The 15,078-nt window shown below is 38.5% G+C and carries 12 protein-coding genes and 1 tRNA gene; 4 read left to right on the top strand and 9 right to left on the bottom strand.

Features of this window, described 5'->3' with window-relative positions; all coding sequences use genetic code 11:
• Nucleotides 1-5 precede the first annotated feature (5 nt).
• Together HMPREF9420_RS02945 and HMPREF9420_RS02940 are read right to left on the bottom strand one after the other, a co-directional pair.
• Nucleotides 6-1,283 (bottom strand): O-acetylhomoserine aminocarboxypropyltransferase/cysteine synthase family protein, encoded by a 1,278-nt coding sequence (locus HMPREF9420_RS02945; protein ID WP_007133930.1) that lies wholly within the window; start codon nucleotides 1,281-1,283, stop codon nucleotides 6-8.
• A gap of 267 nt (nucleotides 1,284-1,550) precedes the next feature.
• The gene (locus HMPREF9420_RS02940) at nucleotides 1,551-2,606 is read right to left on the bottom strand and encodes an asparaginase (protein ID WP_007133929.1); all 1,056 of its coding nucleotides are present in this window, start codon (nucleotides 2,604-2,606) and stop codon (nucleotides 1,551-1,553) included.
• Nucleotides 2,607-2,807: 201 nt separating this feature from the next.
• Here HMPREF9420_RS02940 and uxaC point away from each other — a divergent pair, with 201 nt between their 5' ends.
• Nucleotides 2,808-4,211, top strand: a complete 1,404-nt coding sequence (uxaC, locus tag HMPREF9420_RS02935) for a glucuronate isomerase (RefSeq protein ID WP_007133928.1) — start codon at nucleotides 2,808-2,810, stop codon at nucleotides 4,209-4,211.
• Between the two features lie 341 nt (nucleotides 4,212-4,552).
• On the opposite strand, the gene rpmA is transcribed toward uxaC, so the two are convergent.
• The 4 genes from rpmA to HMPREF9420_RS02915 all read right to left on the bottom strand — a co-directional run bounded on the left by rpmA (nucleotide 4,553) and on the right by HMPREF9420_RS02915 (nucleotide 7,031).
• On the bottom strand, nucleotides 4,553-4,840 hold the full coding sequence (gene rpmA / locus HMPREF9420_RS02930; protein WP_007133927.1) for a 50S ribosomal protein L27: 288 nt from the start codon (nucleotides 4,838-4,840) through the stop codon (nucleotides 4,553-4,555).
• A gap of 17 nt (nucleotides 4,841-4,857) precedes the next feature.
• Nucleotides 4,858-5,175 carry a 50S ribosomal protein L21 gene (gene rplU, locus HMPREF9420_RS02925; RefSeq protein ID WP_007133926.1) on the bottom strand — a complete coding sequence of 106 codons (318 nt, stop codon included), beginning with the start codon at nucleotides 5,173-5,175 and terminating at the stop codon, nucleotides 4,858-4,860.
• 170 nt (nucleotides 5,176-5,345) lie between these two features.
• Nucleotides 5,346-6,254 (bottom strand): hypothetical protein, encoded by a 909-nt coding sequence (locus tag HMPREF9420_RS02920; RefSeq protein WP_007133925.1) that lies wholly within the window; start codon nucleotides 6,252-6,254, stop codon nucleotides 5,346-5,348.
• Between the two features lie 24 nt (nucleotides 6,255-6,278).
• Nucleotides 6,279-7,031 carry an RNA methyltransferase gene (locus HMPREF9420_RS02915; protein ID WP_007133924.1) on the bottom strand — a complete coding sequence of 251 codons (753 nt, stop codon included), beginning with the start codon at nucleotides 7,029-7,031 and terminating at the stop codon, nucleotides 6,279-6,281.
• A 150-nt stretch (nucleotides 7,032-7,181) separates the two neighbouring features.
• Between HMPREF9420_RS02915 and tamL the strand changes: the two genes are divergently transcribed.
• A complete protein-coding gene (gene tamL, locus HMPREF9420_RS02910; protein ID WP_044078716.1) occupies nucleotides 7,182-9,395 on the top strand; it encodes a translocation and assembly module lipoprotein TamL in 2,214 nt (737 codons plus the stop codon).
• A gap of 28 nt (nucleotides 9,396-9,423) precedes the next feature.
• Here the strand turns inward: tamL and HMPREF9420_RS02905 are convergent, their stop codons facing one another.
• Nucleotides 9,424-10,227 carry an MBL fold metallo-hydrolase gene (locus HMPREF9420_RS02905; protein WP_007133922.1) on the bottom strand — a complete coding sequence of 268 codons (804 nt, stop codon included), beginning with the start codon at nucleotides 10,225-10,227 and terminating at the stop codon, nucleotides 9,424-9,426.
• 157 nt (nucleotides 10,228-10,384) lie between these two features.
• Here HMPREF9420_RS02905 and HMPREF9420_RS02900 point away from each other — a divergent pair, with 157 nt between their 5' ends.
• Nucleotides 10,385-10,855 carry a hypothetical protein gene (locus HMPREF9420_RS02900; RefSeq protein WP_052297288.1) on the top strand — a complete coding sequence of 157 codons (471 nt, stop codon included), beginning with the start codon at nucleotides 10,385-10,387 and terminating at the stop codon, nucleotides 10,853-10,855.
• Here HMPREF9420_RS02900 and HMPREF9420_RS02895 read toward each other — a convergent pair.
• Nucleotides 10,839-11,726 (bottom strand): glycosyltransferase family 2 protein, encoded by an 888-nt coding sequence (locus tag HMPREF9420_RS02895; protein ID WP_007133920.1) that lies wholly within the window; start codon nucleotides 11,724-11,726, stop codon nucleotides 10,839-10,841. The genes HMPREF9420_RS02900 and HMPREF9420_RS02895 overlap by 17 nt on opposite strands.
• A 4-nt stretch (nucleotides 11,727-11,730) precedes the next feature.
• Nucleotides 11,731-14,550 (bottom strand): excinuclease ABC subunit UvrA, encoded by a 2,820-nt coding sequence (gene uvrA, locus HMPREF9420_RS02890; RefSeq protein WP_007133919.1) that lies wholly within the window; start codon nucleotides 14,548-14,550, stop codon nucleotides 11,731-11,733.
• 156 nt (nucleotides 14,551-14,706) lie between these two features.
• On the opposite strand from uvrA, the gene HMPREF9420_RS02885 reads away from it, so the two are divergent.
• A tRNA-Ser gene (locus tag HMPREF9420_RS02885) sits at nucleotides 14,707-14,794 on the top strand.
• The last annotated feature ends 284 nt before the right edge of the window (nucleotides 14,795-15,078 follow it).

Raw genomic sequence — 15,078 nt, 5'->3', positions numbered from 1 at the left:
GTCATTTATGCTTTATTTAATGCTTGTTCAATATCGTCAATGATGTCATTTACATTTTCTATGCCCACCGAAAGACGGATTAAGTCGGGAGCTATGCCTGCTTCCCGGAGTTGTTCATCAGAAAGCTGGCGGTGTGTGTGGCTTGCCGGGTGCAAAATACATGTGCGTGCATCGGCTACGTGCGTTACGATGGAGATAAAATCAAGATTATCCATGAATCTGATGGCATCTTCGCGTGAACCTTTCAAACCAAAGGCGATGACGCCACATGAACCATTCGGAAGATACTTTTGTCCTAAAGCGTAGTATTTATTTGAAGGAAGTCCGCAGTAATTCACCCAGCCTACCTTCTCATTCTTTTCCAACCATTCTGCCACTTTCTGTGCGTTGTCACAATGTTGTCTCATGCGTAAATGGAGCGTTTCAAGCCCTAAATTAAGTAAGAAAGCATTTTGCGGAGAGGGAATGCTGCCCAAATCCCTCATCAACTGACTAATAAGTTTCGTGAGATAGGCCATTTTCCCAAAGTTTTCTGTATAAATGAGTCCATGATAGCTTTCATCTGGTCTTGTCAGTCCACGGAACTTATCTCCGTGAGCTTCCCAATCAAAATTACCAGAGTCAACGACTGCGCCTCCAACTTGCGTGGCGTGTCCGTCCATATATTTAGTTGTGGAGTGAGTAACAATGTCACATCCCCATTCAAAAGGCCTACAATTGATTGGCGTCGCAAATGTATTGTCAACAATTAAAGGAACTCCATGTTTGTGAGCGAGATTTGCAAAGCGTTCAATGTCAAACACCTTTCCACCCGGATTGGAAATAGTCTCTCCGAAGAAGCACTTCGTATTGCTCTTAAACGCAGCCTCAATACGTTCGTCTTCCCATTCAGGATCAATGAAAGTGCAGTCAATCCCCATCTTCTTTAGGGTTACTCCAAACAGATTAAAGGTTCCGCCATAAATCGTATTAGGAGTAATGATGTGATCACCTGCCTCACAAATATTAAACACAGCATAGAAGTTGGCCGCTTGTCCCGAAGAGGTGAGTACTGCACCAATACCTCCTTCAAGAGCAGCTATCTTCTTTGCAACTGCATCATTGGTTGGGTTTGCCAAGCGAGTATAGAAATATCCGCTATCTTTTAAATCGAACAAACGTGCCATTTGTTCACTTGTGTCATACTTGAATGTGGTACTTTGATAGATAGGCAGTTGCTGAGGTTCTCCCTTTGTCGGTTTCCATCCACCATGGATGCAAATCGTTTCAAGACTTTTTTTCATATTATTGCTTGTTGATTTGATAAGATACTATTGTGACTAATCAATAGATTCAGCGTTATGTTCATGGATTTCTTGAGACAATTACGCATGTAGCGTGTTATGTTTGATGGATTTATAGCAAATGTTCTATTCTTATATACCCTCATTTTACCTTCAAATCTTCTTGCATTTTAAGTTGTATTTGATGGAAAAGGATAATGGTTCAGTCAAAAAACTGATAAACAGATCAGTTTAGAATCACATAGAGTAGAAGCTATTGCGCTTTGATTATATTTGAAATTCGCCAGCCAAAGGAATGCTAAGTAGTTCGCGAATTGTCTTCGTATCATCTCCGTAGCGACCATATAGGTACATCAATTTCGTGACAGCTGCCTCTACTGTGCAGTCCTGTCCACTAATAACCCCAGTTCCTTTCAATTGATACCCTGTGTCATAACGTCCCATTTCAACGAATCCCGTTACACATTGGCTGATGTTTACGATAGAAACGCCACGCTGTGAAGCTTTTTTGAGCGTCTCAATCAGCCATGCTTGTTGAGGTGCATTGCCACTTCCGAAGCTACGCATAACAACACCTTTAAGTTCAGGAGCATCCAAAGCATGTTCAAATATATTTGCTTGAATGCCAGGAAAGAGTGACAAAACCATAATGTTTGGATTCAAATCATAATGTGGAACCATGGGTTTTGTATAATCAGGTTTCAGGATATGATGAGAAGAAAACTGAAATCTTATTCCAACTTCACATAAGTGTGGGTAATTGAAGGAATCGAAAGCATTAAATCCATCAGCATTTTGTTTCGTCGTGCGGTTGCCTCTTAATAGTCTGCCATTAAAGTAAATACACACTTCGGGGACAATAGGAGTGCCGTCTTCATGCTTTGCTGATGCCAAGTCTATACTTGAAATGAGATTTTCTTTGGCATCTGTCCGAAGATGTCCAATAGGGAGTTGGCTTCCGGTTAGAATCACAGGCTTAGTCAGATTCTCAAGCATAAATGAGAGAGCTGAGGCTGTATAGGCCATTGTGTCTGTTCCATGAAGGACTACAAAGCCATCATAGGCCTGATAACTATTGGCAATGATGCCAGCAAGTCTTGTCCAAACTTCAGGTGCCATATCGCTGGAGTCGATGGGATTTTCAAACTGATAGACATCAACATTTGTGGAAAGGTACTTCATTTCGGGTAAGTTACTCACGAGATGATTGAAGTCTAAGGGTTCAAGTGCATTCGTTTGACGATTTATTCCCATACCAATCGTCCCTCCGGTATATATGAGTAGAACTCTTCCTGTGGTATTTATTGTTTGCAGATTATCCATTATATATACGTCATCGTTTACGTAAAAACATTGCAAATATAGTTTAATTTTCCCGTAGTTCAAAAAAATATGCGTATATTTGCATTACACTTCATCGAAAAAATGACGGGTGCAGATGGTTATCGTCTTGTCTGATTCGGTGATTGTTTTACGGATTTAATAAACTATTTAATCAAGATTAATCTAAACAATAAATCATTTATGAAACAATTCATGAACGAAGATTTCCTGTTAGAAACACCAACTTCGCGCGAACTTTATCACAATCATGCGGCAAAAATGCCTATTATTGATTATCATTGTCATCTTGTTCCTGAGATGGTTGCTAACGATCATAAGTTCAAAAGCATAACAGAGCTGTGGCTTGGAGGTGACCATTACAAGTGGCGTGCTATGCGTACGAATGGTGTAGAAGAAAAGTATTGCACAGGAGAAGAAACAAGTGATTGGGAGAAGTTTGAGAAGTGGGCTGAAACAATGCCTTATACATTCTGCAATCCCTTATATCATTGGAGTCATCTTGAGCTGAAAACAGCTTTTGGAATCACTAAACAGCTTAGCCCAAAGACTGCTCGTGAGATCTACGATGAATGTAATGAGAAACTTCAGCAACCTGAGTTTACAGCGCGGGGACTAATGCGTCATTATCATGTTGAGTGTGTATGTACGACAGATGACCCTATTGATGACTTGCGTTATCATAAAGAAACACGGGAAAGTGGCTTTGAAATCAAGATGATTCCTGCTTGGCGTCCCGACAAGGCAATGAACATAGAAAAGGCTGATTACCCTGAGTATATCGCTAAATTAGCTGAAGTTAGCAATGTGGAAATCAATCACTTTTCGGATATGGTGGATGCTTTGAAAAAGCGACATGACTTCTTCTCTGAGAATGGATGTCGTCTTTCAGACCATGGAGTGGAAGAGTTTTATGATGATTCTTACACAGATAGTCAGATTGAAATCATTTTCGAGAAGGCACTTAGAGGTCAACAACTCAGTGTGTCGGAAGTCAGACAATACAAACATGCCTTTCTAAGAGTGTGCGGAGAGATGGATGCTGAGGCTGACTGGACACAGCAATATCATTATGGGGCCATTCGAGACAACAATACATTGATGTTTAATCGTCTTGGTCCTGATACCGGATTTGATTCTATTGGAGAGTTTAACACAGCGCGTGCCTTAGGACATTTCCTTGATGAACTCAACAAAGAAGGAAAACTTACGCGTACAATCCTTTATTGTTTGAATCCTGGTGCTAATGAGATGTTAGCCACAATGATTGGTAATTTCCAAGATAGTACCTGCCCGGGGAAAATGCAGTTTGGTTCTGGTTGGTGGTTTAATGATCAGCTTGATGGTATGACTCGACAGTTAAAATCTCTTTCAGTGTTAGGGCTGTTAAGTCGATTTGTTGGAATGTTGACAGATAGTCGCTCGTTCTTAAGCTATCCTCGCCATGAATATTTCCGTCGATTGTTGTGTAATCTTCTTGGGAATGATGTTGAAAACGGCCTTCTTCCAAATGATCAAGAAACACTTGCACGCATGGTTGAGGATATTTCTTATAACAATGCTCGTAGGTATTTCAAATTCTATTAAACAAAGAATATTCAATGGTTTGGCAGTTCTTTTCTCCTCAGAAAAGAACTGCTATTCTTTTATGGGGGTAGGAAATGTTTATAGTCTATTCTTATCCTGAAAATTCATCATAAGTAGTTGTAAAATAGAAAGATAAATCTGTCTGTTTAAAATGCATCTCTTTGTGGGATTATTTGTTTCATTTTACAATGCTATATGCGGCATTTAGCATCATCATTGATATCATTTTAGAATCAGAAACAACCTGCTTCAAAACTTAATCTAAAATGGTATGGAAAAAGAAATGCCAATCTCAACGAGATTGGCATTCTATTGTTTGTTTGGAATAAGTGCTTTGTTATTTAAGCTTCAGCCTTTGTTTTTTCTGCGTAGGCTTCGGGAGAGAGAACTGATACAGTGCTCTTGTTGAACTTGCCTTTGTGGAAGTATACCACACCATCAGCAAGTGCATAAAGCGTATCGTCTTTACCCTGTGCAACATTCTCACCAGCATAGTGTTTGTTTCCACGCTGACGAACGATGATGTTGCCTGCAATGATCTTCTGACCACCCCAAATCTTTACGCCTAATCTCTGTGAAGCTGATTCACGTCCGTTCTTAGAACTACCTACACCTTTCTTATGTGCCATTGTCTGTCCTCCTGATTTTAAGCGTTAATTGATTTAACTGTTACTTCTGTAAATTGTGAACGATGACCATTTTTCACGCGATAGTCTTTACGACGCTTCATCTTAAATACGATTACTTTGTCGCCTTTCACGAGTGGGTTCACAACTTCTACTGTTACTTTTGCACCGCTAACTGTTGGTGCACCGACTGTTACTGTACCGTTGTTATCAACGAGTAGTACCTTGTCGAATTCAACAGTCTTGCCAGCTTCGGCATCTTTGATGTGATGCACAAAGAGCTTTTTGCCCTCTTCAACCTTGAACTGTTGACCGTTAATCTCTACGATTGCGTACATTTTTTATATATTAAACGGGTTTTTCCGCCAGGCGTCTGACCTTTGTCAGCACTTCTATGAGCCCAAAACGGACTAAATCTGTGCAAAGGTACGTAATTTTGTTTGAATCAAATGCGTAGCAAAAGATAAATCTTGTGCTTTTTAATACACGTTAACTTTTATTTTCCAGTCTATTCATGTGCTGTTTTTTCGGCAGTGACAAATTTCTTGTTCCCTTTTTCTTGCTGATTAATAGCCCCGAAAGTATGAATATTGACGAAGATTATAAATATGTAAACATAGCTTAGTAAGAAAGAAATGATAATTGTAGAAACTATCATTAGGAGAGTGAAACAATCTGGAAGTTTATCAGGATCGCCCATATAAATCATATTATGTAGGTTTACTCCATAGGCAGCAAATAGTATAAATAGTGGTAATCCAAGAATCAAGATGGGGATAAAACAGCAGAGCGTTGTAAGCATTTGGCTTAAAAATAGTTTCCCCCAATAGCGTAATCCAGTGCGATATCCTTGACAAAAGATGTTTTTGAACTTCGAATTTATATTGCAGATATAGTCAGTCAAGCTATAGCTTAATGGTAAAACAAAAATAAAAATGAGTATAAAGAATACCCCAAGAAGCACGATGTTCAATATAATGGCTGCGAGAACTGATGTAACCTTACTTGTAATGAGCCAGTGTGTTACTATATCAGACACTATAAAGGGGAGCAAAAGTACTGCAATTGAAACAATGAGGGCAATAAGAGTTGTTACGCTTATGCGTTTGAGAACAGTTTTGAGTGGTAGCTCAATGAGATAAACAATATTCTTGGATGACATATATATAGATGTCAAGCAATAAAGAATAAATGCACATAGCAGTAAAAGCATTGTCAGTAATGAAAGTGGTTCATTTTTGATTAGCATCCTGCCAAGTTGTGCAAAGATGAGAAGAATGAACGTTGTACTTATGGTCCAGACTAAGTTGCCTATCCAAGTCTTTTTGAATATCGTTGTGAAGTTCATGATTAGCTCGTCAAAAGACGATTTAATACATGCTGATATGCTTCTATTTTTATATATATTCTTTTCCATATTCTATTTGATTCTTATCGTATTCTATTTACTAAGTCTTCTAAATTCAGCACATGTGATAGCTGTTGCTATAGCAACATTTAGTGATTCTGCAGTCGCTGCATCTGGTGGATAATTAGGAATTCTAAGTGGATGACTTACTAATTGTCGAATTTCTGTAGATATTCCGTTGCCTTCATTTCCCATGATAATTAGTCCATTTGTAGAAAGTTGCTCGTCATAAATATTGTTTCCTTCAAGCAAAGTTCCATAAATGGGATAGTCTTCTGGTAGTTGTTTGAGTACCGATACCAATGAAACATAGTGGAGACGCACTCGTGTGATGCTACCCATTGTGGCTTGCACAACCTTAGGATTATACAAATCTGCCGTTTCATGTGAGCAAAAGATGTCGTTGATTCCAAACCAATCGGCGATTCTTATTATTGTTCCAAGATTTCCTGGGTCTTGAACGCCATCCAGCATGAGGGTTAATGCTGATATATCTATGGTGTCATTACCTGTTTGAAAGAATGGGAAAACACCGAGAACTTGTTGAGGATGTTGTAACAAACTTACTTTTTTAAGTTCTTCTTGGGTTACTTCAATAACCTCATTTGCTTGTACACAAGATTGGTTTTCAATCCATTCATGTGTAGCTACAATGGTATGTGCTCGTTGTTTAGCGAGCAGTTCTCCCACAAGTTTATATCCTTCGGCAAGAAAAAGATGTGTTTGTTCGCGATTCTTTTTTAGCTGAAGTGATTTAATAAATTTGATTTTAGCTTTACTAATCATGTTGCAAACTTACATAAAATTTTGTAAATACCTACGCAATCTCGATGTTAGTGAATGTTAAGACTTATAATATTTCAAAATCATGTTATATCTTACACCTTTTATATTGACTTGCATATATCAAAAAAAGATATTATCTTTGTGCGGTTTATGAGTTATAAATGGATTTACATATTATCGTTTTCGTTGCTGTTGATTGGCTGTAGTTCGACTAAGTTTATACCCAATGGACAATATCTATTAGAGGATGTAAAGATAGAGTCGGCTGATAAGGGACTTGATGCTTCAACACTTCAGGCCTATATTCGTCAAAAAGGAAACTCCAAATGGTTCTCTTTATTTAAGATTCCTATGGCAACTTATTCGCTTGCAGGCCGAGATTCTACGAAATGGCTAAACAGAACGCTGAAACATATCGGTGAACAACCTGTTATCTTCGATTCTTTACAAGCGCAACTTTCAAAGAAAGATCTCACTATAGCCATGCAGAATATGGGATATATGCATGCGAGAACTGAGATGAATGTAAAGCGCCGAGGGCGTAAAGTCAATGTTGTTTATAGATTGATTCCTGGAGAACCTTATCGGATTTCAATGGTAAATTATGATATTCAGGATAGTTTGATTAAGAAATTGTTGTATACATACAAAGGAAGAGATGCTTTTAAGCCGTCTCTGAAGACGGGAAGTCGTTTCACAGTTGATGTACTTAATGAGGAACGCCGTAATCTAACGACTTTCCTTTTGAATCATGGTTATTATAAATTCCATAAGGATTTCATTCAATATAGTGCTGACTCGGCTCGCAATAGTCGTGATATCAACATTACATTAAAGCTTCTTCCTTACCGAACAGCAAATCATTCAACTGATACTTTGCATCCATGTTATTCCATAGATACAATTCGTTATCATAGTGGAGATGATGATGAACGGCTTCATTTGAAAAAGAGTGTGCTGAAAAATGCCACGATGATAGATGTTCATGCGCCTTATAGTGCAGAAGGTTTACAGCAAACCTATAATAAATTTGCACGATTTCAGGCTGTGAGATATACGAATATAAGTTTCCGAGAACATCCCGATACAACATTACTTGATTGTGACATTCAAATTAGTACCAATAAACCTAATAGTATTTCGTTTCAACCAGAAGGGACAAATACTGCAGGTGACTTAGGTGCTGCGGCCAGTTTGACATGGGAGAATCGTAATCTTTTCCATGGTTCTGAACTGTTTAGTGTTGCTGTTCGAGGCGCTTATGAAGCTATAACAGGACTTGAAGGTTATCAGAATCAGAACTATGTAGAGTATGGTTTGGAGTCAAAACTTAAGTTTCCACGTTTCCTTGCTCCCTTCCTTTCAAGCACTTTCAAACATAGGAGTCTTGCTACTTCTGAATTATCTTTAAGTTATAATCTGCAGAATCGTCCCGAATTTCATCGCCGAGTGTTCTCAACAGCATGGCGTTATCATTGGGCTGAGCCACGTCATCACATCAGTTATCGTGTTGATTTGTTGGATCTTAACTATATATATATGCCTTGGATAAGTGCTACTTTCAAGCATGATTATCTTGATAATGCCAGTAACCGTAATGCAATCTTGCGTTATAATTATGAAGATTTGTTTATCATGAAGAGTGGGGCTGGCCTTACTTACAATGACGGAGTCAATGCAGTGCGAGCTAATATAGAAGCCTCGGGAAATATTCTCAATGGCTTGTCAAAGGCTTTTCGATTCAAACAAAATGCTATTGGGCAATACACCTTATTTAATATAGCCTATGCTCAGTATGCAAAGTTCGATATAGATTACACCCATCTCTTTCTTTTCGATAGTCGAAATACATTGGCTGCTCATGCAGAATTTGGGATTGCGTGGCCTTATGGGAATAGTTCTGTATTGCCATTTGAAAAGCGTTATTTTTCGGGTGGTGCTAATACTGTTCGCGGATGGGGTGTAAGAGAACTCGGGCCTGGTAAGTATCATGGTACAGATGGACGTATAGATTTTATAAACCACACTGGAGATGTGAAGTTAACGCTTAATCTTGAATACCGAACTTACCTCTTTTGGAAACTCAACGGAGCTGCTTTCATCGATGCAGGAAACATTTGGACGCTCAGAAACTATGCAGAACAACCAGGTGGTCAATTTAAGATGAACACGTTTTATAAGCAGATTGCCGTTGCTTATGGCTTGGGATTAAGATTGAACTTCGATTATTTCATTCTTCGTTTTGATGCAGGAATGAAAGCTATTAATCCTGCTTACAGAAACAAGGAAGAGCATTTCGCTCTGATACATCCTAACTTTGGACGTGATTTAGCATTTCATTTTGCAGTAGGCTTTCCTTTCTAAATCATCTAATCTCGCATATACGGACTGATTATAATAGTTCGTATATGCCAGTAGGAACCTTTCTTTTCAATACTTCTACAGTGAAATCTACCCCTGCAATGATTCCATGGTTTCGCAAAACATCTTCAATTGTCTTTTGTGCAAGTATGGGATGATTGTTCTCTTCGCTTAGATGACAGAGCCAAACTTTTTTTAATCGTGGCGTGGCAAAGGTTGCGATAGCTTCTCCACAGGCTGCATTACTGAGATGCCCATCAAGTCCTAATATCCTGTTTTTTAGGTGTTGAGGGTATGTTCCATGTGTAAGCATCTCTATATCATGGTTTGCTTCTATGACTAAATAATTGGCCTCGCCGATAAATGTCTGCATTTCTGTAGTGATATGTCCTATATCTGTCATCAAAACAAAGGTGGTATCGCCATATTTAATCATATAACCAACATTGTCAGAACTATCATGAGGAACACCAAAGGGTGTTACAATAAAGTCTCCTATTGTATAAGTTGTGCCCTTCTCTATAACTTTTTTGTGTGTGGGTTCAATTCTTTTCTTAATGAAATAGTTATGTTCTATGCCTTCATGCACACGTTTTGTAGTATATACATCCAGGTTATAATCCTTACTTAAACTACCTACTGATTTCACGTGGTCAGTGTGATCATGAGTAATTAGTAAATGGTTTACATCCTCCAAATGCAGTCCGTAGTTCTTGAAATGTTTCTTTAGCGTTCTTATTCCGACGCCTGCATCTATGATTAGACTATCTTTTTCTGTGAAAAGATAATAGCAGTTGCCACTACTGCCACTACCTAATGATATGAATTTTAGCATTTTAATCGTTGTCCTTTCTACATAATAATGTTGTTGACGCTACCATTTTTTGTTCCATTTAGTATGGATTGATAGCGTTGCTCTCTACAAAATTATTAAGAAAAGATGAGAAATCCAAAGATTTTATCTATCTTTGTTTAAAATTAAAGGATAGTATATGCATCGTTTTAATCATCTACTTTTTAACTTACTTGCTGGAATCTCATTCTTTATAATACTCTTGTGGTGTTTTTCTTCTTGTGGTCACATCCATCAAAGAGATTCTGCTGAAGCATGTGTTGATTCGTTTTCTCAGCACTATTTCAATTGGCAGTTCCAACGTTCTATGCCATTTGTAACGCTGACATCACAGAAATGGTTACGTTACGTGGCCAGCCAAGTTCAACAAGATGATGTTGAGCAGTTACGTAATATGCCTCAAGGAGCGACTTACAAAATTATAAATGTGGATACAGAAGATGGAGATTCTGTAGCCGTATCTCATGTTTTGGTGAGAGGTTTCTTATGTATGGATACAATAGGAAAGAAAAGTCATGTGATTGATGAGGCTACTTATGAGATAAAATTGTTTCATCAGGGAGGAAAGTGGTTAGTTAATCTTGATGGACTTCCTAAAAGAGTGAAATGAAATAACCTAATTTATATATTATGTAAAGTTTTAAGTTAGGTCTTTCTCCACAAAGTATTGTACGCCATTTTCTCCTTTTTTGTTGGAAGATAAACAAGATAATATAATGTAATCCCCATTTACGGAGGTGATAGTTTAATGTTAATAATGAAGAAAAACCACTTAATTCGTTTCTAAAAGTGTATAGTGTTTGCAAAGCCTCTTCTGTCTTTTCCATATATGAATCGTTAGTTTCAAAATGGTCGAAGAGTAGAGGGTTATTAATCTGCGCAATGCAAACATTATGTTCTTGCAATTTTTTTCCTAAGAGAACATCCTCAAATCCATAGCGTTTGAAACGCTCATCAAAAGGGTAGGTGAGTGCCGTAGTTCTCTTCATCATGAGGTTTGCCGTGTGCAAATGGTGGTAAGGATGCAACTTTCTCTGTTCCATCGTATGCTTGGGGGCTGCATTTTTTTCATAAAGGTAGCGTAGATTAGTTGTATTTTCGTTTCCCACTTCATAGCTACCATAAGCAACCAAGAATGTACTATCAAGTTGAATATAACTCAGAATGTAGTCTTCTCGTATGATACTCAAGTCGCTATCCACAAACAAGACCCATTCGTAAGTAGCTTGTTGCACAAGAAAGTTGCGGATACATGCGCGACCAATGTTCTTTTCTCGTGTGATATATCGAACATGTTCCAAATCCAATAGTTCTTCATTCAATAAACATAAGTGTTTATCTGTACTACCATCGTCAGCTACAATGACCTCATAGCGTAAGCCCTCAATGTCTTCACATTGAGTGACTAATCCCTTTACTAATTCTACACACTGGCAGTTGTAGCAGGGAATCAGTATACTTAATTCTTTTTTGTGGGGCAATTCTTTAGATTTTTTCTTTCAAATAACGTCCTGTAATGCTTGTTTTACATTCTATAAGTGCCTCGGGTGTGCCTGCAAAAACAAGGCTTCCACCTTTGTCACCTCCGTTTGGTCCGATATCAATTACATAGTCGGCACACTTGATAACATCGAGATTATGCTCTATAACAAGAATGGTATGACCACGCTCTATGAGTGCTTTGAAGGCGTCAAGTAGGCGTTGGATGTCATGAAAATGCAGGCCCGTTGTTGGCTCATCAAAGATAAATAAGGTGGGTTCTTGTTTTTCCTGACCAATAAAATAAGCCAATTTCACACGCTGATTTTCACCTCCAGAGAGCGTACTTGAATTTTGTCCGAGTTTGATATAGCCTAATCCTACGTCCTCAAGTGGTTTGAGTCGGTTTACAATGGCTTGCTGCTTATATTCTCCAAAGAATGTAATTGCTTCAGAAACGGTCATGTTTAATACGTCATTAATGTTCTTTTCATGGAACCGAACTTCTAAGATGTCATGCTTAAAACGTTGTCCATGACAAGCTTCACACTCTAAAACTAAGTCGGCCATAAACTGCATTTCGACACTGATAACGCCTGCTCCTTTACATTCTTCACATCGTCCACCTTCGGTGTTGAATGAGAAGTATTGTGGAGAAAAGCCCATCTGTTTGGCTAATGGCTGTTCTGCAAAGAGTTGACGAATAGCATCATAGGCTTTCACATAAGTGGCAGGATTCGACCGAGTGCTCTTTCCAATTGGGTTTTGGTCTACAAATTCTACATGCTTTATAGCCGTCCAATCACCTTCAAGCGCTGTATATTCCCCAGGAGCATCGGCAACTTCGTCTAAATGTCGTTTCAAAGCGGGATATAAAATGCCTTTAATAAGACTGGATTTTCCTGAGCCTGAAACACCTGTTACACAATTAAACACGTTGAGCGGGAACTTTACATCAATGCCGCGGAGATTGTTCATACGTGCTCCTTTTAGTTCAATGGCTTTATTCCATTTACGTCTTGACTTAGGTGTTTCAATTACATCTCGTCCTGTCAAGTATTTAATGGTATAAGAACGAGGGTATTTCTTTAGAATGTTTTCAGGTGAATCATTAAGTTCTTCCGTACTTCCTTGGAACACAATTTCTCCTCCGTGTGTTCCAGCATCAGGGCCAACATCAATCAAATAGTCTGAAGCACGCATGATTTCTTCGTCATGTTCGACAACCATTACTGTGTTACCAAGCTGTTGAAGGTCTCTCAATACATGGATTAAGCGGTCGGTATCTCGGCTGTGCAAACCTATACTGGGCTCATCAAGGATATAAAGAGACCCTACTAATGATGAACCTAATGATGTCGTTAGGTTGATACGCTGACTCTCTCCGCCACTAAGCGTGTTGGATTGTCGGTTGAGTGTTAAGTAACCTAAGCCCACTTCAGCAAGGAATCCCACGCGATTCTTAATCTCTGTTAGTAATCGTTTGGCAATCTGTTCTTCATGTTCTGTGAGTTGCAAATGGTCAAACCAATCTTTAAGATTGATGATAGGCATCTCTACAAGCTCTGTAATGCTCTTTCCACCCACCTTCACCCATGTGGCTTCTTTCCTCAATCGGGTTCCATGACAATCAGGACAAACCGTCTTACCCCTATATCGGCTCATCATTACTCGATATTGAATCTTGTACTGATTCTCTTTAACCATTTGGAAAAAGGCATCAATACATACCTTATCATGAATATCAAGAGTCTTCTCACTTGGCAGTCCATGCCAAAGTATGTCTTTGTATTTGCGGTCTAATTTATAATAAGGTTCAAATATAGGAAAATTATCTGTGGCAGCACGCCGAATGAATTCACTGCGCCAACTCCCCATTTTGTCACCATGCCAGCATTGTACACAACCATCATATACACTCAAAGAAGAGTTAGGAATGACAAGTTTCTCATCAATACCTATAATGCTTCCGAATCCTTCACAGGTAGGGCATGCACCCAAAGGAGAATTAAAAGAAAACATATTATCATTAGGCTCTTCAAACTTTATGCCGTCAGCTTCAAAGCGAGTTGAAAATTCATAGGTGATATTTCCTGGTAAAAATACAAGTTTCAAGAGTCCATCACCTTCATAAAATGCCGTTTCTGCCGAGTCGGTCATACGTGAGATGGCATCCTTACTATCGTCAACACTCATTCGCGCGATAATCAAAAAGAGATTCGAAGCATCTGTATCTGAAATGTTATCTTCGTTTAACAAGTCTTCAATGCGTAGCACTTCACCCCCCTTGTACAGGCGAGAATAGCCTTCCTGCATATACATTTCTAATTGCTTTTTAAGGGTTCTTCCTTCAACAACATGCAGTGGTGAGAGCATCATAAACTTCGTTCCTTTTGAGAATCCCATGATACAATGGATGACGTCCTCAGGGGTATGACGTTTTACTTCCTCTCCACTTATGGGTGAATAGGTATGTCCTATGCGTGCAAAAAGCAATCGCATGTATTCGTAAATCTCTGTACTTGTGCCCACAGTTGAACGTGGATTACGTGAGATTACTTTCTGTTCGATGGCAATTGCTGGTGGAAGGCCTTTGATAAAATCACATTCAGGCTTGCTCATTCGGCCCAAGAATTGCCTTGCATAAGCCGAAAGACTCTCTACATAGCGTCGTTGTCCTTCAGCATAAAGTGTGTCAAAGGCCAGAGATGATTTTCCAGAACCTGATACTCCGGTAATGGTGATAAACTTATTGCGTGGGATATTGAGCGAAACGTTCTTGAGATTGTTTACGCGTGCCCCTTTAATTTCTATATAATTATCCATATATGATTACAAACTTTCAGTGATTAGCAAAGATACTTAATTTCTTTGACATTACAGAAAAACATGTGTTTTAATTCTCTTCTGTGATGTTTTTTTTTGCCGTTTCATGTTGAAAATTAAAATAAATTGATTAGTTTTGCATTCACATTTGACGAAGGAAAGGTGCTCGAGTGGTTGAAGAGGCACGCCTGGAAAGCGTGTAACCGCCTAAAGCGGTTCGTAGGTTCGAATCCTATCCTTTCCGCTTTTGGTAGTGAGATATCGTGTTTTCGGTATCTCTTTCTTTTTTTATAGTGATGTGTCTTCAATCAAGAAGGAGCACGATGTGTGGGTTATGTGACAGAACAAAAGTTTATAACTAATTTGTTTTGCATAGAGTTAAGTTTGTAAAACAAGTCATTTAACAGAACGAAATGAGTCGTTTTGCATGATCAACTGGCCTGTTTTGTTTGATTAAATGATAGGTTTTGTATTATTATTCTTAATCTATTGATAATCAATTTGATATAAAATATTTATTAACTTTAT

The organism is Segatella salivae DSM 15606, from assembly GCF_000185845.1.
Classification (GTDB): Bacteria; Bacteroidota; Bacteroidia; order Bacteroidales; family Bacteroidaceae; genus Prevotella; species Prevotella salivae.
The sequence above is the reverse complement of the archived record's forward strand: the minus strand, read 5'-3'. Positions and strand labels throughout refer to the sequence as shown.